Source organism: Roseimicrobium sp. ORNL1, assembly GCF_011044495.1.
Classification (GTDB): Bacteria; Verrucomicrobiota; Verrucomicrobiia; order Verrucomicrobiales; family Verrucomicrobiaceae; genus Roseimicrobium.
The window spans coordinates 4,351,429-4,374,340 of record NZ_CP049143.1 but is presented as its reverse complement, the minus strand read 5'-3'; the positions used below and the strand labels follow the sequence as shown (position 1 = coordinate 4,374,340).

General features: G+C 60.1%; 15 protein-coding genes. 10 read left to right on the top strand and 5 right to left on the bottom strand.

Annotated features, from left to right (window positions below):
- Positions 1–103: 103 nt before the first annotated feature.
- The 3 genes from aat (at position 104) to G5S37_RS17705 (ending at position 1,812) form a co-directional block, all read left to right on the top strand.
- Positions 104–682, top strand: coding sequence for a leucyl/phenylalanyl-tRNA--protein transferase (aat, locus tag G5S37_RS17715; protein ID WP_240914666.1), 579 nt, complete (start codon positions 104–106; stop codon positions 680–682).
- A 15-nt stretch (positions 683–697) separates the two neighbouring features.
- A complete protein-coding gene (locus G5S37_RS17710; RefSeq protein ID WP_165205788.1) occupies positions 698–1,351 on the top strand; it encodes a histidine phosphatase family protein in 654 nt (217 codons plus the stop codon).
- A gap of 89 nt (positions 1,352–1,440) precedes the next feature.
- A complete protein-coding gene (locus G5S37_RS17705) occupies positions 1,441–1,812 on the top strand; it encodes a nuclear transport factor 2 family protein (RefSeq protein ID WP_165205787.1) in 372 nt (123 codons plus the stop codon).
- 170 nt (positions 1,813–1,982) lie between these two features.
- Here G5S37_RS17705 and G5S37_RS17700 read toward each other — a convergent pair whose 3' ends face one another.
- The gene (locus tag G5S37_RS17700; RefSeq protein WP_165205786.1) at positions 1,983–2,612 is read right to left on the bottom strand and encodes a hypothetical protein; all 630 of its coding nucleotides are present in this window, start codon (positions 2,610–2,612) and stop codon (positions 1,983–1,985) included.
- On the bottom strand, positions 2,609–3,505 hold the full coding sequence (locus G5S37_RS17695) for a ParA family protein (protein WP_165205785.1): 897 nt from the start codon (positions 3,503–3,505) through the stop codon (positions 2,609–2,611). The genes G5S37_RS17700 and G5S37_RS17695 overlap by 4 nt, the downstream gene beginning before the upstream one ends.
- A 251-nt stretch (positions 3,506–3,756) precedes the next feature.
- On the opposite strand from G5S37_RS17695, the gene guaA reads away from it, so the two are divergent.
- Together guaA and G5S37_RS17685 are read left to right on the top strand one after the other, a co-directional pair.
- Positions 3,757–5,280, top strand: coding sequence for a glutamine-hydrolyzing GMP synthase (guaA, locus tag G5S37_RS17690; protein WP_165205784.1), 1,524 nt, complete (start codon positions 3,757–3,759; stop codon positions 5,278–5,280).
- Positions 5,281–5,550: 270 nt separating this feature from the next.
- Positions 5,551–7,542, top strand: a complete 1,992-nt coding sequence (locus G5S37_RS17685) for a sialate O-acetylesterase (RefSeq protein WP_165205783.1) — start codon at positions 5,551–5,553, stop codon at positions 7,540–7,542.
- Between the two features lie 187 nt (positions 7,543–7,729).
- Here G5S37_RS17685 and G5S37_RS17680 read toward each other — a convergent pair whose 3' ends face one another.
- Complete coding sequence (locus tag G5S37_RS17680; protein WP_165205782.1) at positions 7,730–8,788, bottom strand: glycosyltransferase family 39 protein; 1,059 nt, start codon at positions 8,786–8,788, stop codon at positions 7,730–7,732.
- 137 nt (positions 8,789–8,925) lie between these two features.
- On the opposite strand from G5S37_RS17680, the gene G5S37_RS17675 reads away from it, so the two are divergent.
- The gene (locus tag G5S37_RS17675; protein ID WP_165205781.1) at positions 8,926–9,651 is read left to right on the top strand and encodes an outer membrane lipoprotein-sorting protein; all 726 of its coding nucleotides are present in this window, start codon (positions 8,926–8,928) and stop codon (positions 9,649–9,651) included.
- Positions 9,652–9,705: 54 nt separating this feature from the next.
- On the top strand, positions 9,706–12,255 hold the full coding sequence (locus G5S37_RS17670; RefSeq protein WP_165205780.1) for a bifunctional serine/threonine-protein kinase/formylglycine-generating enzyme family protein: 2,550 nt from the start codon (positions 9,706–9,708) through the stop codon (positions 12,253–12,255).
- A 328-nt stretch (positions 12,256–12,583) separates the two neighbouring features.
- Here G5S37_RS17670 and G5S37_RS17665 read toward each other — a convergent pair whose 3' ends face one another.
- Together G5S37_RS17665 and G5S37_RS17660 are read right to left on the bottom strand one after the other, a co-directional pair.
- Positions 12,584–12,829, bottom strand: coding sequence for a hypothetical protein (locus G5S37_RS17665; protein ID WP_165205779.1), 246 nt, complete (start codon positions 12,827–12,829; stop codon positions 12,584–12,586).
- A 166-nt stretch (positions 12,830–12,995) separates the two neighbouring features.
- Positions 12,996–14,708, bottom strand: coding sequence for a glutamine--tRNA ligase/YqeY domain fusion protein (locus G5S37_RS17660; RefSeq protein WP_165205778.1), 1,713 nt, complete (start codon positions 14,706–14,708; stop codon positions 12,996–12,998).
- Positions 14,709–15,599: 891 nt separating this feature from the next.
- On the opposite strand from G5S37_RS17660, the gene G5S37_RS17655 reads away from it, so the two are divergent.
- The 3 genes from G5S37_RS17655 to G5S37_RS17645 all read left to right on the top strand — a co-directional run bounded on the left by G5S37_RS17655 (position 15,600) and on the right by G5S37_RS17645 (position 22,837).
- Positions 15,600–16,007: a Minf_1886 family protein gene (locus G5S37_RS17655; RefSeq protein ID WP_165205777.1), complete on the top strand. Its 408-nt coding sequence runs from the start codon at positions 15,600–15,602 to the stop codon at positions 16,005–16,007.
- Positions 16,008–16,090: 83 nt separating this feature from the next.
- Positions 16,091–18,613, top strand: coding sequence for a pitrilysin family protein (locus G5S37_RS17650; protein ID WP_165205776.1), 2,523 nt, complete (start codon positions 16,091–16,093; stop codon positions 18,611–18,613).
- Positions 18,614–19,729: 1,116 nt separating this feature from the next.
- Positions 19,730–22,837, top strand: coding sequence for an autotransporter-associated beta strand repeat-containing protein (locus G5S37_RS17645; protein WP_165205775.1), 3,108 nt, complete (start codon positions 19,730–19,732; stop codon positions 22,835–22,837).
- Positions 22,838–22,912: the final 75 nt, after the last annotated feature.

The window sequence follows — 22,912 nt, the reverse complement described above, 5'->3', positions numbered from 1 at the left end:
AAATCTCGCCACACATCCCGCCCAGAAAGTTGCGGGATCGACTCAACGCCTTCATACTCCCAGACACCAAACAAAGGTGTCCCTCTTTCCGTCCAACCCACACGTGTCCGCGCTCGAACCCCGACTGCTGATCAGCGCCTACTGCAACGGCATTTTCCCCATGGGGATGGAAAATGGCCGATTGTCGTGGTTCTCTCCAGACCCCCGGGGGGTGCTGCCCATCGACGAGTACCGTGTACCCCGCAGCACCCGGACCGAGTTGGCGAAGCGGAAGCTCGAAGTCCGGGTGAACACTGCCTTCTCCCTGGTCCTGCAAGGGTGTGCGCAGCGGCGCGAGACCTGGATCACCCGCGAGATCATGCAGAGCTACGAGCTCCTGCATAAATTAGGGTACGCCCACTCCGTGGAAACCTGGGAGGGGGATGAACTCATCGGTGGGCTGTACGGCGTGGCCATCGGCGGAGCGTACTTTGGCGAGTCCATGTTCAGCCGCCGCACCGGAGGGTCCAAGGCCTCCCTCATCTGGCTCATGGGCCACCTCCAGAAAAAGGGATTCATCCTTCACGACACCCAGTGGACCACACCCCACCTCGCCATGTTTGGCGGACGGGAAATTCCCCGGGACGAATACCTGCGCCTGCTGGAGCGGGCCGTGGGGATGCAGGTGCGGTTTGGGGGGTAGGTTCATCATCTGCGCATGGCATTCGAGGCTTTCTTCATCAGACACGCGGAGAGCGCGGGGAATGCGGGTTTGGTGACGGAGGATCCGGGTTCCATTCCACTTACCGAGCTGGGACTTCAGCAGGCGGAGGAACTGGGGATGAGTTTTCCCTTCGAGCCTTCCGTGATTGCCGTATCGCCGTTCTATCGCGCGCAGCAGACGGCTGCCCCTTTGTTGCGTCGCTTTCCAGAGGTGGAGGTGGTGACGTTGCCCATTCAGGAGTTCACTTATCTGGCTCCCGAGCGCTGGCGCGGGACGACTGCCCATGGTCGCCGTCATGCCGTGGAGGCATTTTGGAGTCGTGGGTGTTCCGACCATTGTGATGGAGAGGGTGCCGAGTCGTTCGCAGGGTTTATGGAGCGTGTGGAGTCTGCCCTGCAATGGCTGCAGCAGCGGCAGGCCCAAAAAGCTGTGTTGGTGTGCCATGAGTTCTTCATTCGTGCGGTGCTGTGGCGGTGTTTTTGCCCGTCCCTGGAGAAGGCAATCGCCAGCATGCCTGCGTTCCGAGCGTGGCAACAATCAGCGAAGATTCCGAATGTTTCCGTGACCCGCGTGTCTCTGGAGACTGACGGTAGAGTGGGGGTGACGCTGCCCTTTGGGCTGCATTTGGCGGAGTCGATTGGCGAATAGTTTTGGGGTCGTGCAAAAAGCTGAAACCCTCCTGACATAGGGCTGTCAGTGGGGTGGGCGAGAATGGCTGTGAATCCATGAAGTAAGTCATGAAACCCAACTGGAATACCGCCATGATGCTCCTCTCTGCCCTCTCGCTCCTGCCCCTGCCCGCCGCTTATGTCCTGCACATGAATGCGAGGGAATATGAAGCCTTTGCCAACCTCTTCGCACCCGATGCCGTGGTGCAGGACGAAGGCCATGAACACCATGGGCCTGCTGCCATCCGTGCGTGGATGGAAGAAGCGCACCGCAAATACCAGCCCCTGTTCGAACCCAACAGCTACAAGGAACAGGACGGCGGCTCCGTGTGTGTGATCACCGGCCTGGTCTATGGTAACTTCGATGGCAGTCCCATTGAGTTGAGCCACCGGCTCACGATTGCGGACGGGAAGATCACGGGGCTCAAGATCACGACGTGATCGGCGTCGGGCTTGGAGTCAGGGCTTTCAACACAGAGACGCAGAGGAGTTTTTGAATTTTGGGAAGCCGACGAACACACCAGGGACTCAAAAAATTCCGTCCCTTCTGTGTCTCGGCGTCTCCGTGACTCTGTGTTGAAATCCAATCGCGTCGCCGCTCGTTGGTGGACTCACACCGGCACCGTATGCGCCGCCACGCGCTTCGCGGCGGTGAGGATGGCGGCCGTTAGTGCAGGCTTCTTCGCATCCTTGTTTACCGGCAGGCCGGCGGCTTGCGCCAGTCGTTTGAGATCCGCTTTGTCGCTGAAGCGTTTCGCCAGTTCGTACTCCCTCTGGTCGTCATCCGCCAGCATGCCGAGGCGATGCAGTTCCAGGCGAAGCTTGTCCGCGTCCTTGGAGGGTTTCTCCTTGGGTGTCTTCAGTTCTGAAATCACCTCCTGCGCCAGGCTCAGCGCCTTCTTCGCCGTAGTGCCACCCTGCTTCTTCACTTCCGTGACGAACGCCGCACGCATCTTCGCGGCGGTCACATCCTTGGGTGCCCTCGCGTCGAGAATCTCCTTGTAGAGCTTCTTCATCACGGAATCATCAAGCAGCTTCTTGTCGGGTGACTCGAAGAGCTTGCTCAGATCCCGCAGGCCGGGAGCGAGTCCCTTTGCGGCATCCTCGGCGGAGCCTTCAAATTTGGCCAGCGCTTTGCCGAAGCCGGTGACGGCAGTGTTCCAGCTTTTGCCTTCCAAATCCGCGCCTTTTTCTTCCAGCAGCGCGGCAAGCTTGCGCAGTCGTGCGGTGAGATCGTTCATGGCAGGTTGGAGAAGTGGTCGTCAAACGCCTTGGCGAGATCGTGGTAGTCCGCGGCGCCGATGCTGTTCGGTGCGGTGAGGATGACGGGCTGGTGCTGATTCGTAGATTCCGCCACGTCCTTGCTCAGGCGGATGGGCGGCTCCAGCAGGTCCGCCTTGGCATGCACCAGTCCTTGGGATTTCAGCAGGGAGAGCATGATGCGCAGATCCGCGAGACTCTTGTCGTGATCCTTCAGGCCGCTGCGGTAGTGGCTCACCAGCACCGCGGCGATGCTCGTCTTGTGCCGACTGGATTTCTGCCAGGAGTAGAGCTCGCTGATGTCATCCACCAGCTTCGCGAAAATCTGGAAGCCGGAGAGCGAGAGGAAGTCCGGCAGGTAGGGGATGACGCAGTAGTCCGCGGCGAAGAGCGCATTCTTCGTCACCGAGTAGGTGTTGGGCGGGCAGTCGAAGAGGATGTAGTCATACCGCTCGTACTGCGGCTTCAGCGCCTTGGCCACGATCTCGTAGAACTTCGCGTGCTTGTTCTGCTGAAGTTGTTCCTCCACCTTGATGAGTTCCACAGCGGCAGGCAGGAGATCAAGATCCTTGATCAGCGGGACCGCAGCACGGGGCATCCCCTTCAGCACCGCTTTCTCAAAGTCGAACTCCTTTTTCGAGTTCATGATGGCATCCCTGAACAACTGATATGTGGAGCGTTCGCCGTTGCCGATGTGCTCCTTCCACTGCAGGGGAGGCATCAGCCAGAAGCTGGAATTGCACTGGGCATCCAGGTCCACGATGAGCACCCGCTTCCGCCGGTAGTAGGCGAGACACGCGCCGATGTTCACGGTGGCCGCGGTCTTCCCGACACCACCCTTGAAGTTGATGAACGCAATCGCTTTCGCCGCCATGGTAAATTGGACCGCTGTTCGCCAAACCTGACGAGAAAACTCCCCCTTGGCAAGCGCGGAAAAACGAAGCGGCGTATTCGCGGGTAAGTCATCATTAAGTAGTTAAGGTGCCTTGGAATTTCGAGAGGGTGTTTTCCGGAGGGGCTCCCGGAGCTCCCGATCTTTCTCTGCCTCAGGTTGTCGGGGCCACTCCCCCAAGATTCCGCTTTGACACCGCCCAAATCCGAACGAATGACTTCCGCCTTCCATCTATGACCACCGAAGGCGAAGTCGCAGTACTTGATTACGGCTCCCAGTACAGCCAGCTGATTGTGCGCCGTGTGCGCGAGCTGGGTTTTGTGTCCCACCTGTATGCCCCCGAGCGGCTGGGCGAGCTGAAAGCGCCCGGCGCCATCATCCTGAGCGGCGGCCCCCGCAGCACCTCGGAAAAGGACGCGCCAGACGTGGATTTTGAGAAGCTGAAGGCCTTTGGCGTGCCTGTTCTGGGCGTGTGCTACGGCATGCAGCTCCTGAATATCAAGCACGGCGGCACCGTGAAGCCCGGCGTGACCCGGGAGTACGGCCCCGCCCGCCTCATCACCGGCGAGCCCTGCACCCTCTTCCAGGGGCTGTCCCATGACTCCCAGATCTGGATGAGCCACAGCGACACCGTGCAGCACCTCCCTGAGGGCACCAAGGTCGTGGCGACCAATCAAGACAGCGTGCCCGTGGCCCTGCAATGGGGCGAGGCCTGCTACGGCATCCAGTTCCACCCGGAAGTGACCCACTCCCACGAGGGCACGAAGATTCTGGAGAACTTCCTCAGCTTGGCCAAGGGCAAGCTGGCGAAGTTCAGCATCACCGATTTCAAGAACCAGATGCTCGAGCAGATCCGCAAGGAAGTGGCGGGTCGCGAAGTGCTCTGCGGTGTCTCGGGTGGGGTGGACTCCACCGTGCTCGCCGTGCTCCTGCACAAAGCGGGCATCAAGCAGCGCTGCATCTTCGTGGACCACGGCCTGCTCCGCAAACACGAGCGCGAGGACGTGGTGGCCCAGTTTGCTGAAGTGGGTGTACCCATCGAAGTCATTGACGCCAGTGAGCAATTCCTCGGCGCGCTCAAGGGCGTGACTGACCCGGAGCAAAAGCGCAAGATCATCGGAAACCTCTTCCTGGATGTCTTCTTCGGCGCGGCGGATCACGTGGAACTGCTCGCGCAGGGCACGCTGTATCCGGACGTAATCGAGAGCGCCACGAGCGGCTCCATCGCATCGAAGATCAAGACGCACCACAATCGCGTGGACCGCGTGATGGAGCTCAAGGAAGCCGGTCGTGTGATTGAGCCCCTGGCCGAGCTTTTCAAGGATGAAGTGCGCGCCCTCGGCGCTGAGCTGGGCATCCCGCACCGCGCCCTGTGGCGTCACCCGTTCCCCGGACCTGGTCTCGCCGTGCGTGTGCCCGGAGAGATCACCGAGGAGCGTCTGACCTCCACGCGCGAAGCCGACGCCATCTTCATGGAAGAGCTTCGCAAGTCTGGTTGGTACGAAAAGACTTGGCAGGCCTACGCTGCTTTGCTTCCCGTGAAGACCGTGGGTGTGAAGGGTGACGAACGCAGCTACGAGCAGGCCATCTCCCTGCGTGCCGTGATCAGCGAAGACGCCATGACCGCCGACTGGGTGGAGCTTCCGTACCAAGTGCTGCGCAATACGAGCAATCGCATCCTTAACTCCGTGAAGGGCGTGAACCGCGTGCTGTATGACATCAGCACCAAGCCGCCGGCGAGCATTGAGTGGGAGTGATTGGCGGGCAGCGCGGCAACAGGCTCAAGGAGTGGGAGCATTCCTGCTCCCATGGAGTGTCGCTTGGGCTGTAGTACCGCGTCTCTCTGCACACAAGCGGAGTGGAGCGTCATAGACCGCAATGGGGACAGGAATGCCCCCACTCCTTGACGTTCCGCAACGCCATGAGGCGTTTCTACGTGGGAGGGGTGTTTCTTTTCATCGCGGCGCCGACGATGAAAAAGAAAGGAATAGCGTGTCGTGGAGAAATCGTCTCTGATGTTCCCTCCTATGGCGTGCAAAAATGTTCTTCCGCTCCTCGGCCTCGCGCTCCTCGCGTCATCCCTCTCTGCTGAAATCACCCTCGCACCGCCGTTTCAGAATGGCGCGGTGATTCAGCGTGACAAGCCCGCACCCGTTTGGGGTAGGGCGACTCCTGGCAAGTGGGTCACAGTCGCCTTCGCTGGCCAGACCAAGAAGACCACCGCATCCGGCGACGGTCGCTGGCAGGTCTCTCTGGATCCACTTTCCGCCAGCGCCGAGGGCAGGGTCTTGAGTGTCACGGAAGAGGGGCTCCCCGCGAAGGAAGTCGCGGACGTGCTGGTGGGCGAAGTGTGGCTCTGCAGTGGCCAGTCCAACATGGAGTGGACTGTTTCCAACACCACGCCGGGCAACAAGGCGGAAGCGGCGAAGGGTCCGGTGCCGCTGCTGCGACTCTTCCAGATTCCCAAAGGTTCCAACAATAAGCGTCAGGAGACCGTGAACGCAAAGTGGATGCCTGCCACTCCGGAAACGTCGCAGTATTTCTCCGCGGTAGGCTTCTTCTTTGGCAAGATGCTGACGGAAGAGTTGAAGGTGCCCGTGGGTGTGATCAACAGCTCGTGGGGTGGCTCGCGCATCGAGCCCTGGTGGGCGGATGAAGGGCTGAAGGAGGTCCCTGATTTTGCCGGTCTCTACAAGCAGCGCATCACGAAGCAGCCAGGCTTCCCCGAATACGATGCCCAGATGCCGCAGTACATCGCCAGTGTACGCGAATGGACGAATGCGGCAGACAAGGCGGTGGCGGCCGGAGCACCTGTTCCGGACCAGCCAGCGGCGCCCGCCGTCCTGACTTCAGGCTTCCAAGCTGAAACCGGTCTGTATCAGGCCATGATACATCCCATGGTGCCCTTCGCCCTGCGAGGTTTCCTTTGGTATCAAGGCGAGTCGAACTCCGCCGAAGGCATGGCCTACACGGCGAAGCAGAACGCGCTCATCGCTGGCTGGCGGAAGCAGTTCAATGCGCCTGAGGCTCCCTTCCTCCATGTGCAAATCGCGCCCTACTTCTACCACGAAGCCGCGGTTCACACGGTTCCGCAGTTCTGGTGGGCGCAGCAGCAGATCCTGAAGACCCCGCATACCGGCATGGCGGTGACGAATGACATCGGCAATCCCAAGGACATCCATCCGCAGGAGAAGATGGAAGTTGCGCGCCGCCTCCTGCTGTGGGCCATGGCGGATGCGTATGGGAAGAAAGACACTGTCGTCTCAGGTCCGCTGTATGCAGGATTCAAGATCACGGATCAGGGCGTTGTGATCTCCTTCACGCACACGGGCAGCGGCCTCGCGACTCGCGATGGCAAGGCTCTCAACTGGTTTGAGATCGCCGGTGAGGACGGACAGTTCCAACAAGCGGAAGCGAAGATTTCCGAGGATGGCAAGACGGTGATCGTCAGCAGTCCGAAGGTGGCGAAGCCAGATCGCGTGCGCTTTGCGTGGTCGCAGGTTGCGGAACCGAATCTCAGAAACAAGGAAGGCCTGCCCGCTGCGGCATTTCACACGCACTGGCCGGTGGACCCGACGCTGGGTGAAAACATTCTGCGCGACAAGCCCTACACCTCCAGCCACAAGAACACCTACGGCTGGGACGCTGGTCTGACTGATGGCGTGTGGGGCAATAACGCACCCAACTGCTACGCCACCGACGCACTGCCCGGCTTCCCCAAGACAGTGACGGCGGACCTTGGCTCAGTGCAGGACATCCAGGCCATCGTGTATGGCACTCCGAATGTCGGCTCCACGAAGACCGTGGCCGTCTCCATCAGCGAGGATGGGAAGACCTTCACCGAAGTCGGGCGCAATGATTTCGCACCGAAGAAGGATGGTCGTGCCCAGGCGAAATTCCCACCGAAGAAGGCTCGCTACATCCGCGTCACCTTCGTGGCCCAGCATACGCAGCAGGATCAGTTCCCTGCGGACTTTGCCTTCCTGTCCGAGCTTGAGGCGTATGCGCCCAAGAAGTGAACGTAGCTCGCGAGTCAGTCCAGGAGGTTAGGCCTTCTGGCCTGACAGTGGGCGTTGGGCCTTCCGGCCCGACAGCAAAGACGTCTTCGTGTGGTGACGTGTGCCTTGGGCTTTGTAGTTGTTGCTGTCAGGGCGGAAGCCCTAACGCCCACTGTCGGACTGGAAAGTCCAACCTCCTGTCACTACCTCACCACGCCAATCCCAGCATCCGCTGCAGCCCGCCACCCATGAGCCACAGGGACTGCAGCGCAGCCACCGCAATCACCAAAGCTCGCACCCAGCGCACTTTCCTCATGGGACCCGAATCGTAGTTCACTGACATATGGGCCAGCAGTGCCACGGCGGGCGCGAGCCACGCACTCATGCCGGCGTAGGGCCAGGGGAAGGACATCCAGCAGAGCACGTCCAGCAGGACCAATGGCCAGGCATAGGCTTGTAGTGTGGCCACGGCATAAGTCATGGGCCTTGGCATCGCGCTTCTCACCAATGCCCATCCGAGTGCCGCGAGCAGCAGGGGAGAGTAGGCCACTGGCACGGTGAGCAACTTCTGCCACCATGGGTTTGGCGCGGTTACAGACATTTCCTGGAAGGCTGGCCAGCCGTGCTTCCCATTCCACCAGAGGAACCAGCCGAGCATGATCGCCAGGGCCGCTACCAGCACGGGAATCACCGGCCACTTCAGGAACGCGCGGCGTCCGCGTGAGGTGACTAGGATGCCGGCAACCGCAGCCACCGAAATCAGGCTCATCCGCCAGTCCGCGAGGAACACCACGGCAAAGGCCACGGCCAGCAACCACCAGTGCAGCCAGTAGCGGTAGTCGCGATGCAGCGCCACCCGCATGGCGGCCATCACGCCCACGGAGAGGGCAATGCCCAGGGTGGTGTGCGTCATCGTTACGGCCGCGAGATTCACCACGGGCGTTATCTGGAACACCAGCAGCGCCCATGCAGCCGTCGTCGCATCGAAGAGTCCCCGCACCAGCATCCACAGCAGCCAGCCTGCGCCCAGCATGAGCAGAGGCGCAAAGAACCGCACGCCAAACGCCCCCTCACCGAAGACAAACGTGCTCACCTTTACCAGCCACGGCAGCAGCGGCCCGAGACCCTCGTGCCACAGCAGATGCCCCTCCCGCGCATGCGTCAGCACCTGCTGCTCCACCTCGGAGAGCGTGGACTGCGGCAGCAGGAGGAGTCGCGCCACCGTCAGCACCACCAGGGCTGGCAGGAGAAAACGTTGGCGGTGCATGGAGTTCGAAGTCAGACTGGTAGTGGGTACCGGTAGGGGTGGACGGCCGCGCCTGTTTGAGTAGATGTTTGCAGCCCGCTGTCAAAAGCCGCGTTCCAAGAAGTTTCACATCCGAAGCCAGATTTACATTCAGATCCATGACCTTACTTTCACGCACCCTGACTCTGGGCCTCGCCGTGGTGGGCGCCGCCTTCCTGCCCATTTCCAAGGCTCCGGCCCAGGAAGCTGCGCCGAAGCCCACGGGGGACGGCATTCTCAAACTCGTGCGCCTGAGCCAGGCCAATCAGGACCTGAAACAACTCCAGGGCAGGTTGCGGGATCAATCGACGGGAAAAACGAGCAACCTCACCCTGACCATGTCGGACGGCGTCATCCGCTTCGTCTTCCCGGACCCGCCAAGTGAGACGATCAATCTCGACCTCAAGGAAAACGCTGCTGCGCTCACCCGTGTGAATGCCTCCGGGAAAGCAGAGAAGTCCGCCTCCCTGTATGGTGAGAATGTGCGCAACACCGCCATCAACTACGAGGACCTCTCCATGCGTTTCCTCTACTGGCCCAATTCCAAGATCATGGATGAGGACGCGAAGGTGGTCGGGCAGAAATGCTGGCTGGTGCGCTCACAGAATCCCGACAACCGCGGCCCCTACGGCTGGGTGGATGTGTGGATCGACAAGGGCAGTGGCGCCATGTTGAAGATGGAGGCGTGGAACCGCGCGGCGAAGAAGGTGAAGCAGTTCAAGGTGGTAAAAGCGCAAAAGTACAAGGGTGCCTACATCTTGAAACAAATGCGGGTGTATTCCTACGATCCAGATACAGGAAAAGAGATTGCTACGACGTATCTGGAAATAGATGATCCGGATTGAGCGTCCAAGGAGGCTGGCTTACTCAGCCCCCGCTCACGTTCCTGACTCTTTTCTGTGAATCCCATTACATCCAGCGACCGCACGCGGCCTCGCATCCATGACCATGAGACCCTGCGTCTCATCGGTCGGGGGGCCTATGGTGAGGTGTGGCTGGCTCGCAGCGTGACCGGCGCTCTCCGCGCGGTGAAGGTGGTGTGGCGAGCGGACTACGACTACCCCGAGGCCTTCGAGCGCGAGTTCGAGGCGCTGAAGCGCTACGAGCCCGTGTCGCGGAGGCATCCCGGTCTCGTGCCCGTCCTCCAGGTGGGACGCAATGACGAGGAGGGCTTCTATTACTACATCATGGAGCTCGCGGATGATGTGGACACTGGGCGCGAAATCGTTCCCGAGACCTACCGTCCGCTCACCATGATGGGCCGCATGCGCAAGCAGGGTCGCCTGCGCGCAGAGGAGTGCATTCACCACGGCGTGACGGTGGCAGAGGCCCTCAACTTCATGCATGAGAACGGCCTCATCCACCGGGATGTCAAGCCGTCCAACCTGGTCTTCATCGACGGCACCTGCCGCCTGGCGGACATCGGTCTCGTGGCGTTGCTTGGGCAGCGCAGCTTTGTCGGCACGGAAGGTTTCGTCGCTCCTGAGGGACCAGGTACGCCGCAGTCAGACATCTTCTCCCTGGGCATGGTGCTGTATGAAGCCAGCACCGGAAAGGACCGGCTCGATTTTCCGGACCTGCCTTCCTCGGCAGAGGCTTCGGGTGAGGGCATCCAGCTCTGGCGCCGCCTGCATGACGTCATTTGCCGCGCCTGCGCGCCGAAGGCCAAGGAGCGTTTCGAAAATGCCCACCAGATGGCGCTGGCCTTGCGTGGGGATGCACTGCCCATGCGAGCCGGCACGCGTCGCAAGGTGATGATGGGCGCCGTGGTCGCTGGGGCGATGGTCTTCGGCGCCTTTTTGTGGAACAGCCGCAAGGATCAGGTGCAGACGCAGAGTGCCCTGCACCGCACGGAGCCCATGCTCGTCATCCGCACGGAGCCGTCGCAGGCAGAGGTTTACTCCAACGGGGCAAAACTTGGCAACACACCGCTGACGCTGGATCCGGTGGAGGGCGTTCCGGCCATCTACCAGATTCGCCTCGCGGGTTTCCGCATCCATGAGATCGAGCACATCGCTGAAAAGAAGCGGCCCGCGACTTACGAAGTGAAGCTTGAGCCCTCCAAGCTTCCACAGCCCGGCGAGCGCTGGACGAACAGCCTCCAGATGACCTTCGTGCCCAAGCAGGCTGGTCACACCAGCGAGCGCCCGGTGGAGATGAAGTACTTCGACAACTTCCTGAAGGATACCGGGCGTCCCTTCGAGGGCAGAGTGGTGCGGTATCAGATTCGCGGTTCCAAGGATCCCGCCTACATCGTGGTCGTGCCCTCGGGTGATGCGGAGGCCTTTCGCTACTGGCTCGCGGATCGCGATCGTGATTCCGGCTTCCTGACGAACGAGCACCACTACGAACTTGAGACGCTGCCCTACATGGAAGCGGAGACGGCAGATGACACGGCGCTCGATGATCGAGCCGCGGACGAGCGCGCCGAGTCCGGTGACTGGCAGGCGTTCTTCCTCCGCGTGGCGCGTCAGGGGTACGGCAGCGTCATCGTGCGCACGGACCCGGAAGGGGTGAAGGTCTTCCAGGGCAGCGAATTGTTGGGCATCACACCGCTGGAGATTCCTCGCGCGAAGACTGGCGAGGTGGAGTTTGAACTGCGTCAGGAAGGTTACACGGATCTCGTGCTCGACGGTGAAGTCTCGGAAAATGAAATGCTCGAGCTGTACGCGGACATGGTGCAGCGTCGCACAGTTGTATTTGGTAGGGAGTGGAGAAACTCCATGGGCTTGAAATTCGTCCCCGTGGGCGAAGTTCTGATGGCCTCCACGGAAACGCGGCGGCGTGACTTCGCCGAGTACGCGAAGACCACCAATGCGCGCCGCCCGCAGAACTATCCCGGCCAGATTCAGCAGAAGAGCGCCCAGTTCCCCGTGGTGGGAGTGGACTGCGATGAAGCCCGTGCCTTCTGCGCCTGGCTCACGAAAAAAGAGCGGGACATGAAACTTATCGGCCCCACTGATGCCTACCGTCTGCCCACGGATGAAGAGTGGAGTCGCGCCGTGGGATTGCCCCTGGAGCGAGGCAAGGATCCCGCTGAACGCAATGGGCGCATCCGCGGTGTCTATCCCTGGGGCTATGAATGGCCGCCACCTCGTGGCACGGATAACTTCGCCGACAGCGCCGGCGCTCGCATGGGAGGCCTCACCACGGTGATCCCCGGGTTTGATGATCGATTCCCTGCGCTCGCTGCGGTGACAGCTCTTCCGGCCAACAGCAAGGGCCTCATTGGTCTCGGTGGCAATGTCAGCGAGTGGATCGATACACCTTTCGAATCCAACCCCGCCAACAAGGATGCTCCCACGGCGACCGTGCGTGGAGGAAGCTGGCGCAGTTCGAATCCAGATGAATTGCTCAGTTCCTCGCGACTCTCCGTGCCGGCGAATACGCGGCGGGATAACATTGGCTTCCGCGTAGTGTTGGCGCGGAGTGAGGGGACTGGGAAGTAGGCTCACATCTCTTGGTCAAGAACGAGCCAGCACCTCTCAGGTGGTCTTGTGACCGGAGGGAGTAAAGTCCTCGTGACATTCCATCGAGGGATCGTAGCCAGACGTGCGTTCGTGTTCCCTGAGTTCTGACTCCGCCTTTTGGAGGTGTTGCAGGTAAGTGGTTTCCTGCGCCAGCCAGTGGAAGCATTCCGCGTTGGGCGTTCGCTGATGCACCTCAAGGAGGTGGGAGACGAAACGTATGCGCCATCTCAGATGCTCGAGATGTTGTGATCGGAGAAAGGAAAGCTGCATAGGCATGGAACTCGTCGAGGAGGGGATGCCTACCCATTCAGAAAGCAGGGAAGGGGAGGGTGCATCCGCCCTTCTTCGCTCCGGGTGATTCTTTCCTCAGTTCTTCCTCAAGATGCACGTGCGCGTGGCTGATTCGATCCAGCAGTTCCGCTTGTTCCACCCGCCAGGAGAAGTTCTGGGGCCGGCGCTTTGTCCTATGATGACGCAGCAGTCCCTGCACATAGCGCAAGCGCCACTTCGCCTGATGAAGGTCAATGTTGTCTGCCATGTCTGGATTGAGCATGGCGAAAATTTAGGAAGGGGTTTAGTCGTCCGCAACCAATATGGGTACTCCAGTCGATAGATGGGCAAAAGCTCCTCCTGAAGCTTATTAAACGACAAGCAAAATCTTTACGTACGGCTATAACTTCAGGCGTTATGCAACAGATGATAAGGCGTTATGCAACGCCCTATTTCTTCGCAAACGCATCTCTGAGCCCAACAGTGCGATTAAATACCGGCTTGCCAGCCGTTGAGTCCTTGGAATCCGTGAAGAAATAACCCACCCGGATGAACTGATAGTGCTCGCCGGGGCCAGCTTCTGCGAGAGAGGGCTCGAGCTGCGCTTCGGTCAGCACTTCCAGGGAGTTGGGATTGAGGAATGAGATGAAGTCACCAGCGTCGCCTGCGGCGGCATCGGGATCATCCACGGTGAAGAGGCGATCGTAGAGGCGTACTTCCGCGCTGATGGCGTGCTTCGCGCTCACCCAGTGCACGGCGGCCTTCACCTTGGGACGTCCCTCGGGGTTCTTACCGTGGCGGGTGGTGTCATCATAGGTGCCGCGCAGTTCCACGACCTTGCCGGACTCGTCCTTGATGATGTCCGTGCAAATCACACAGAAGGCATTCGTCAGGCGGACTTCCGCTCCATGAGTGAAACGGCGCCAGCCTGACGGTGGGATTTCGGCGAAGTCATCCGCATCGATGTAGACCTCACGGCTGAGCGGCACCGGGCGGGTGCCGGCATTCGGATCCTCGGGATTGTTTGGCACGTCCACGTACTCCACCTTGTCCTCAGGGTAGTTCGTGAGCACGAGCTTGATCGGCTGCAGCACGGCCATGCGCCGCAGGGAGACCTTGTTCAGGTCCTCGCGCACGGCGTTTTCCAGCACACCGTAGTCGGTGAGCGCCTTGAACTTGGTCACGCCCACGCCCTTGCTGAAGGTTTTCATGGCCGCCGGAGTGTAGCCGCGGCGGCGGATGCCGCTGAGGGTGGGCATGCGAGGATCATCCCAGCCGGAAACGTGATTCTCTTTCACCAGGCGCAGGAGCTTGCGCTTGCTCATCACCGTCCAGTTCAGGTTCAGACGGGAGAACTCGCGCTGGATGGGATGGCTGGGCAGGCCGTCGACGTTTTCGATCAGCCAGTCGTAGAGCGGGCGGTGGTCCTCAAACTCCAAGGTACAGATGGAGTGCGTCACGCTCTCCAGCGCATCGCAGAGCGGGTGCGCGTAGTCGTACATGGGGTAGATGCACCACGCGTCACCCGTGCGGTGGTGGTGCGCATGGAGGATGCGGTAGATGACCGGGTCCCGCATGTTCAGGTTCGGGCTGGCCATGTCGATCTTTGCCCGGAGGGTGCGCGAGCCATCCTCGAACTCGCCCGCGCGCATGCGGCGGAAGAGGTCCAGATTTTCCTCGACGCTGCGGTCGAGGTAAGGACTGGGCTTGCCTGGCTCCGTGAGCGTGCCGCGGTACTGGCGCACCTGCTCCCCGTTCAGGTCGCAGACGAAGGCCAGACCTTTCGTGATCAGCTGCTCGGCGAACTCATAGAGCTTCCCGAAGAAGTCGCTCGCGTAGAAAAGATTCTTCCCCCAGTCATAGCCGAGCCAGCGCACGTCCTCCATGATGGAGTCCACGTACTCGGTCTCTTCCTTGGTGGGATTCGTGTCGTCGAAGCGCAGGTTGCACTGGGAGTTCGGCGCGAAGTCCTCCGCGATGCCGAAGTTCAGCGTGATGGATTTGGCGTGGCCGATGTGCAGGTAGCCGTTGGGCTCCGGGGGGAAGCGCGTCACGACCTTGCCGCCGTTCTTGCCCGCTTGCACGTCAGCAGCAATGATCTCCCGGATGAAGTCCAGACGAGGTGCGGTGGGGGCGGGGGAGGCAGCGGGTTCGGAGCTCATGAAATGGGGCGGAAGGGGTTACGACATTAGCGCGGTCGGTGAAGGTGGAAAGGACGGAGTTTTTGGGAATGGCCGCAAAAGAACGCAAAGGGCGCAAAAGGGGAGGGTGGTGGGAGGCGGAGCGTGGCGTGTTCGCTTCGGGTTAACCGCAAAGGGGCAGAGTAGCAAAGGACGCAGAGGTGGGGGAGGGTTTGGTGCTGGGGTGGGCGAATTGTGGAGGCGTGGCGGCGTTTCGATGCGCAGGAGGCGGAGACGCGCAGGGAAGTTTTTGCCTGCGAGTGCTTATCATGGCGGACTGGGCGGGTAGGAAAACCCGCCGGACGCTGTCCGGTCAGGAGACCCGACTTCCTGTCTGGTAGTGGGCCAAATGCCTACCCTTGGCTGCTCTGCTGCTTTCGCTGCTTTTCGACAAAGCCAAGTCGGTTCGCCCGCGTGGTCACTTCAAAGTCGTCCGTTTTACCCAAGTCCTCGCCGCGTCTCTGCCTCCTCCGCTACGAGGTGTGCCACCTCACGCAGCATTCCAACCCTCCCTTCCTTTGCGGTTAACCTGAAATAGCCCCATCACGGATGGCCTCACGCCGCCCGCATCCTTTTTGCGTTCTTTTGCGGCCATTCCCTTCCGCGTGCTTGCCACGTTCCATCGGCCATAGTATGGCGAAACTGCGCCCTGCCGCCTCTGCATGCTTTCCCGCCAAGAACGCCATCTGGTCATTACCATTTTTTTGGTGCTCGTGTTGGGGGCGGTCGTGAAATCGTGTCGCAATCGTGTCACTGTGAGTGAGATTCCGAAATCCAAAGAAAGTGTCCTCCAGCCCGTTCCGAGTGCGGAAGATGGTCAGGATTGATTGACCCTCAGGCACAAATGCATCATCTTGCCCACCGCCCCCAAGAATGAAGGACTTTCTCGCTTTCCAGCTAGCGGTGCATGAGGTTTGCCGGAAGGACTCGCGGTTCTCTCCCCAGGCCTACGGCTTTTTGTGTGAGGCCTTGGAGCACACGACGAAGATGCTCGACCGGTCGGAGGAGGACAGCCGTCACGTCACCGGGCAGGAACTGATGCAGGGGTGGCGGGACTTGGCGGTGCTGCAGTTCGGCCCCATGGCGTGGTTCGTGATGTGTGAGTGGGGGGTGGTCCGGAGCGAAGACGTCGGCGCCATGGTCTACAACTTCATCGAGATCGGCTACTTCAAGAAGAACGACAACGACAGCATCCATGACTTTTCGGATGGGGTGGACCTGCAGAACGCCCTGAAAAAACCTTTCACCCCGGCCCGGACGGGGGGTGGTGGCGATGAATGAAGGAAGGAATTGCATTGAAGATTTGCTCCATGTGGCAAATCGCTGTTCCTTAAGAGCCTCGTTCGTCACTGTCGCTGCATCGCATGTTCACCCTGCCACCCAATTCCGCCCAGCTCCGCACCCTGGCCAATGGCCTTGAAGTCATCATCCTTGAGGATCACTCCCATCCCCTCGCAGCGGTACAGCTTTGGGTGAAGGCAGGAAGCCTCCATGAGGAAAAATGGACTGGCGCCGGCCTGGCCCACTTGGTGGAGCACATGTTCTTCAAGGGTACGGAACGCCGTACGGCCCCGGACATCGCCCAGGAAATCCAGGCACGCGGCGGTTATGTAAACGCCTACACCACCTTCAACCGCACGGTGTATTGGATCGACGGCGTGGCCGAGCACGTGGAGGGTTACCTGGATATCCTCTCGGACATGGCCCGGCGCTCCACCTTCCATGCGGACGAGCTGATCAAGGAGCAGGAGGTCATCCGCCGCGAGTTCGCCATGGACAATGATGATCCGCAGTCCGTGGTGCAGCACCTTCTGCAGGCCACGGCGTTCCGCGAGCATCCGCTGCGGCACCCCATCATCGGCCACCTGCAGATTTTCAATCAGGTGGGTCGCGACGACCTCCTGAACTTCGTGCACCGCCACTACGTGCCGAACAACTGCTTCCTCGTGATTGTGGGTGATGTGGACACCGAAAAGGTCCTCCAGCAGGTGGAGCAGCACTTTGGCTCCTGGGAGCGCCGTCCGTACGAGCCGGTGATGATGCCGGAGGAACCCACGCAGGTGGCTCCGCGCCGTGCCGAGCATGAGTTCAACACGGACATCGTGCGTCTCAGCATGGGCTGGCACATCCACGGAGATACGCATCCAGACAAGCCCGCGCTGGACGTGCTCGGCTTCGTGCTCGGCAGCGGTCGCAGTTCCCGACTGAATGTGGAACTCCGCGAGCGCCTCGGCGTGGCCCACTGGGTGGGATCCGGCGCCTGGTCCGCGCTCGATCGCGGCGTCTTCGCCCTGGAAGCGGAGTGTGATGGTGACGATCTGCCCAAGGTGGAAGCAGCCATTGAGAGCGTGCTGAAGAAGTTCAAGGAAGACGGCTGCACGAAGGACGAACTGGACAAGGCGGTGAACGCCACGCTCAGCGGCCAGCTCCGTCTGCGCAGCACCACACGCGGCATGGCCTCCAGCCTGGGGCATAGCTGGCTCGCTGTGGGGAATCTTGATTATGATCAGACCTTCCTCCAGCGCATCAGCGAACTCACGGTGGGTGATGTTACCGGTGTCGCCAACCGCTACCTCAGCGAAGCCACGCTCTCCCGCGTGTCCCTGCATCCCACCGGCACGTTGAAGAAGGTTTCGAAGAACGGCTCCGGGGTGAAGCGCGAGGAAGCCCAGCGCTTTGTGCTCAGCAATGGACTCACCCTCCTCGTGGGAGAGAATCCGCGCCTGCCCCTGGTTTCCGTGCGCGCGCAGTTCCTTGCGGGCGTGCCGGTGGAGTCCATGGCGAACGCCGGCTCCACCCAGGTGGCGGCACAGATGCTGCTGAAGGGCACGGCGACGCGCACCGATGAGCAGATTGGCTCGCTGCTGGAAGATCGTGGTGGCTCGGTCACGGCCAATGGCGATGTCCATCGTCTCTTTGCCGGCGCGGAAGTGATGAAAGGCGATGAGGCGATTGCGATGGAGCTGTTGGGCGATCTGCTGATTTCTCCTTCCTTCCCCGAGGCACATCTGAAGAAGATCAAGAAGCGCCAGCTCGCCGCCATTCGCGAGGAAATGGAAGACCCGCTCACCGTGGCGCTGCGCTGTGCGCGCCGCGACATCTTTGCCACGCTGCCCTACGAGCGCACGGCGATGGGAACGCTGGAAACAGTGGAAAAGCTTTCCGTGGAGGACTGCCGCTCCATTTGGCAGCAGTCCGTGACGGCGGGGAATGGCATCATCTCTGTCTTCGGCGATGTGAAGGCGGATGAGATGCGTGCCCTCGTGGAGCGCCACTTTGCCAGCCTGCCGGAAGGGACGCGTTCCACGGCGGGATTCGAGCCGCTCGTTCCAACAGCGACCCCGGTGCGCCGCGAACTCACCCTCGACAAGGAGCAGGGTGTGCTGGTGCTTGGTTTCCCGACGGTAGGACTCAAGGATCCGAGTGTGCCTGCGCTCAATCTCATTGATGAGGCTTGCAGCGACATGGGCTCACGCCTCTTCAATCACATCCGTGAGAAAATGGGGCTCGCCTATTATGTAGGGGCGCAGGCCTTCCACGCACTTGGCGCCGGCGCTTTCTACTTCTACGTCGGCTGCGATCCGAAGAAACTCGATCTCGTGGAGGAGGAACTGCTCAAGCAGATTGCCGATCTCGCCGCGAACGGTCTGGAGAGTGCCGAGTTCCAACGAGCCAAAACCACCTGGAAATCCTCCTGGCTGCGCCAACAGCAGGGCAACGGCGCCATGGCTGATGCGTTGGGCTGGGATGAGCTGAATGGCTTCGGCTTCGGTCATCACGCGAAGCTTCCGCAGATCCTGGAGAGCGTGACGGAGGCTCAGGTGAAGGAAGTGGCCGCGAGGTTCTTCCAGCCGGAACGTGCTTTCACGGTGCGGGTGAAGCCGTAGAGTGAAGACAGCAGCCGTCCGGAACCGATAGGGACATCCTCCCGACAGGAGCCAACACACGACTCACGTCCGAGCTCGGACGCGGCAATTCGCTGCTGTTTGATGGCTGCTTGCCTTTGTCCATGGCGGCCAGGCAAACGCTCACGGTGACAGCTGCGTCATCCTGTTCTCCTCTGGGGCGGGCGCGTTGCGCTGCGGCTCTGTCGAGGGCGTCACCTATGCGAATGGTTGCGCAACTGCATCATCAGCGTTGGGGAACTTATCCTCGCGGAGAATGGTCTGTATGTACCGGGTAATGCAAACAACAACGAAACCGCGGCAGCCTTCAATTATTGTTGGAAACAAGGTGATCTTCAGAGCTGACAGCACGAGAAATGCTTCGAGCTTCAGCGGTGGTGTCATTCTCGCGGCGGGTGACCGAGTGCAGACAGACCATAGCGCTGAACGCCACCTTCTCCGGTTTCAGCAGCGACGGCGAGCAGCGGCAGTGGTGTCATGATATTTTCTAATACAAACAATTACACCCACTCGAGGTTGGTGAATGACACTCATGCCAGTGGAAGCGGAAATCGCGTGGTTCCTTTCGCAGGAAGATGCGGCATTATATTTGTAGAGAAATAATAAGAGCCGACCCGTGCGAGCTCTATAGCGAGGGAAAGCGCGAGAAGAGTCAATGCGAAGCCATTCTTACGCATCGAAAGAGATGCCACAAAGACATGCATCGTCTTTCTGCAACCCGCCAAAAACCGTGTCGCTCCCCAGTAAAATCACTCTGCCGCATGGATCATTTCGCCGTGATTGCAACGTGAAGTCAATTGCGGGCAATAGCAGTCGTAATGTCTTAGCTGTGACCTAAGTGTTTCACCTAAAGTATATGGTATCTTCGTGAAAATATAGCCATTTGGATATGATGGCATTGACTCTGCGAGCAGTTGGGGCTTCAGCATGCGGCGCGATTTCAAAGGGAATGGTGGGAAACCTCGCACTTCCTTTTGGACGCGCAGCGAGTCGTAATCTACCCCCCTCCGTTCTTTCATGTTTTTTACCCCCCGGTGTGCCGTTGCTCGTCGTAGAACTTTAAAACTTTTATGGTGGAGTGTGTGTGGCGTGATGGCCATGTCTCTCCTGCCAGTCACTTCTGAAGCGCAGACCACCCAGACGTGGTTGAATGCTGGCGTCTCCAATGACTGGAGCACCATTGCTCCGAATTGGGATGCAGCCGTGCCGTGGACGAACGGGAACGATGCTTCGTTCGCTGGAGCTTTTGAAACCGTGGACATCGCGGGTACGGTCACGGTCAACAGCATTTTGTTTGGCACTACTGGCTGGACGATTGCCGATAGCAACGCTGACGGTACGCTCTCCCTCGTTGGGCAGGGCAGGATTACTACGTCCGCAGGGACAAGCACGATCAGCGAAAACATCGCCGGCGGAAACCTCATCAAGGGTGGCGCTGGAACGCTTGTGCTCAGTGCGGCAAATACCTATACCGGCACCACCACGGTGGAAATGGGCACTTTGCAGATCAACAACGGTGCTGCCTTGGGGGGAACATCGAATGTGACCGTCCTTGCCGCCGTCGCTCCCGATCCCGGTGGCTCGGTGGCGCTCAACAACGTGACGGTGTCTGGGGTCTCCATCACGATCAATGGTGCCGGTTCGGGAGACAGCATGGGGGCGCTTAAGGCCAGTGGTGCCGGGACGTCGGTGTGGACTGGGAACGTCACCATCGGCAGTGCGGGCACTCGAGTGGGCGCAAGCACGGCGACCAGTGTGCTGGAAATTTCCGGAGCGATCGATTCGGGTGGGGTGGCGCATGGTCTCAGTATCCGCGGAAATAATGACGGGGGTACGGTGTTGCTGAGCAACACCAACAACACCTATCTGGGAAAGACCACCATCATTGGGGGCGTGCTCAAAGTGGGTGTGGATGATGCGTTGCCAACCGGCACATTGGTGGAGTTGGGCAATTCCCAGGGGCAGATCTCGAACCCCAAGTTGGATCTAAATGGCTTTAACCAGCGGGTGGCAGGCGTCACCGCGGTGGTGAACAACAACGTTGATACCTGGGTGACGAATACTTCAGGTACTGCCTCGGTACTCACGGTGGAAAATGCGGCTGCGGTTGAAGCCAATGTGTTCATCACCGGAAACCTTTCGCTTGTGAAGGAGGGGACGGGGACCTTCTCGCTTACCCGCGGCAACACCTATTTGGGCAGCACCACCGTAAACGCGGGCACGCTGGAGATCAGCGGTCTTTTGGGAACGGCTTCAGGACAGGAATTCATCCTTAATGGCGGCACGCTCTCCATCAACAACAACAGCGCTGTCGGCGCCAATAATAGCGATCGCATCAGTAACACCGCGAACTTCACCTTCAGGGGGGGGAGCTTTGTATTCACCGGCACTGCCGATGCCGGCGTGAACTCCAGCGAGAACATCAATGGCATCATCCTGAACCGGGGCTATCAGACCGCTCGTGTTTCTTTCGGAGGCACCAATGTCTCTACGTTCACTGCGTCCGGCATCACGCGCAGCGCCGGGGGTGGTGTGGTATTCCTGACTGGCACGAACCTGGGCGCCAACTCCACCAGCACCTCGAGCATCTCGAGGTTCTTCGTGACGAATGCACCCACGCTCATCGGCACTACTGACGCTCTCGACACGGGCATCAACGCTGCCGCGAAGAATACGAAGATTGTGGCTTACCTTCTTGGCTCTACCGGGGCGAATACCGGAGAAACCGGCACCCAGTCCACCACGGCGAACACATTCGTGACCTACAACGCGAACACTGGATTCCGTCCACTGAACCTGACCGATGAGTTTACGCAGAACTCCTTTGTGACCGGGACCAACACACGCATCACGACGAACAACCAATTGAACATGACCACCAGCACGGTGATCAATTCGCTGATCATGGAGGATCCTGCAACGGCCGGTACTACCATCCTCAACATCAGCAGTGGCCAGACACTTTCCGTGACCAGTGGAGCCATCCTCTTCACTGGCAGCACAAGCACCATTCAGGGGGGCACAGTCGCATTCGGCGCGCAGGAAGCCATCCTTCATGTGAACGCTTCCTCGAACTCCACGATCACTTCGGTGATCACCGGTAGTGGTGGACTCACTGTGGCAGGAACTGGCCTCCTGGTGCTTTCCGGTGCCAATACCTACACAGGGGACACGACGCTGCTGAGCGGCACTACTGTATTCACTGCAAATTCCGCAGGATCTCCTGGCGCTGTCACCAGTGGGCCTCTTGGCAGGGGAAACCTTGTCTTCGCAGGAGGCGCCATTCGCACCAACGTAGCGGCGGGTACTCGCACGATCGGAAACAACATCATCTTCAAGGCGGACACGACCATTGCCAGCGGTGGTGCGGCAGTTGGCCATATCAACTTCTCAGGAGGTGTGACCTTGACGGAGGGCGACCGGGTGCTGACCAACAATGCCCTCAACACCACGACCTTCTCCGGCGCGATTGGAGAGGACGGTCAGAAACGTGGCCTCACCGTCACCACAGCCGCCACCGGAACCGGAGCCGTCATATTTACAGGCACAAACACCTACACCGGCGAAACCAAGGTGACCGGTCTTGCCACGCTGATGATGAATGGCACCCACAACACCGGCAGCTCGTATAGCGTCGCGTCCGGAGCCACCCTGACTGGGGGAGGGACTATCGGCGTCGCAGCAGGTGGAAACGTGACCATTGGAAGTGGGGGCACACTCTCCGTCGGCGATGGCACTGCGAATGCCGCAGATCTTGCCATCACCACCACGGCGGGAGGCACGCTCGTGTTCGCGGACAGCTCCAGCATCTTGAGGCTGGACCTTATCAGTGATTCCTCGTCGGGAGCCGGCAACGCCAGCGATATGTCCGGAGATGCCACCCGCGCGGATCGCCTCGTGGTTTCTGGAAATACCAATCTCAATGGTGTACACCTCATTCTCGGTTCGGCAGTGGATGCCACGACCTTCTCCGCGGGGGATCGCTGGAAGATTTTCGACTGGGTTACGGCGTTCCCGACGGGAGCATTTACCATCAATCCGGCTACAGACCTCCCCACCTTGGGTGTCGGCCTGAAGTGGGATTACAGCGACCTTTACACAGGAGGCACGATCGCGGTGACGGTGGTGCCGGAGCCTTCGCGAGCCGTGCTCTTGATGGGTGGTGTGATGGTCGGCCTGCTTCAGAGGCGCCGTCGCAGAAACTAAACAATAGGCGACGACGTCAGAAGCCTCGCTGTAGCAGCCATTGGAGGATTGAGCTTTTGCCCGGATATTGCCCCA

Excerpts from the sequence above, each read along its gene's own strand:
- G5S37_RS17710 (WP_165205788.1), top strand. The coding sequence starts at position 698 with ATGGCATTCGAGGCTTTCTTCATCAGACACGCGGAGAGCGCGGGGAAT.
- G5S37_RS17705 (WP_165205787.1), top strand. The coding sequence starts at position 1,441 with ATGAAACCCAACTGGAATACCGCCATGATGCTCCTCTCTGCCCTCTCG.
- G5S37_RS17700 (WP_165205786.1), bottom strand. The coding sequence starts at position 2,612 with ATGAACGATCTCACCGCACGACTGCGCAAGCTTGCCGCGCTGCTGGAA.
- G5S37_RS17695 (WP_165205785.1), bottom strand. The coding sequence starts at position 3,505 with ATGGCGGCGAAAGCGATTGCGTTCATCAACTTCAAGGGTGGTGTCGGG.
- guaA (WP_165205784.1), top strand. The coding sequence starts at position 3,757 with ATGACCACCGAAGGCGAAGTCGCAGTACTTGATTACGGCTCCCAGTAC.
- G5S37_RS17685 (WP_165205783.1), top strand. The coding sequence starts at position 5,551 with ATGGCGTGCAAAAATGTTCTTCCGCTCCTCGGCCTCGCGCTCCTCGCG.
- G5S37_RS17680 (WP_165205782.1), bottom strand. The coding sequence starts at position 8,788 with ATGCACCGCCAACGTTTTCTCCTGCCAGCCCTGGTGGTGCTGACGGTG.
- G5S37_RS17675 (WP_165205781.1), top strand. The coding sequence starts at position 8,926 with ATGACCTTACTTTCACGCACCCTGACTCTGGGCCTCGCCGTGGTGGGC.
- G5S37_RS17665 (WP_165205779.1), bottom strand. The coding sequence starts at position 12,829 with ATGCTCAATCCAGACATGGCAGACAACATTGACCTTCATCAGGCGAAG.
- G5S37_RS17660 (WP_165205778.1), bottom strand. The coding sequence starts at position 14,708 with ATGAGCTCCGAACCCGCTGCCTCCCCCGCCCCCACCGCACCTCGTCTG.
- G5S37_RS17655 (WP_165205777.1), top strand. The coding sequence starts at position 15,600 with ATGAAGGACTTTCTCGCTTTCCAGCTAGCGGTGCATGAGGTTTGCCGG.
- G5S37_RS17650 (WP_165205776.1), top strand. The coding sequence starts at position 16,091 with ATGTTCACCCTGCCACCCAATTCCGCCCAGCTCCGCACCCTGGCCAAT.
- G5S37_RS17645 (WP_165205775.1), top strand. The coding sequence starts at position 19,730 with ATGTCTCTCCTGCCAGTCACTTCTGAAGCGCAGACCACCCAGACGTGG.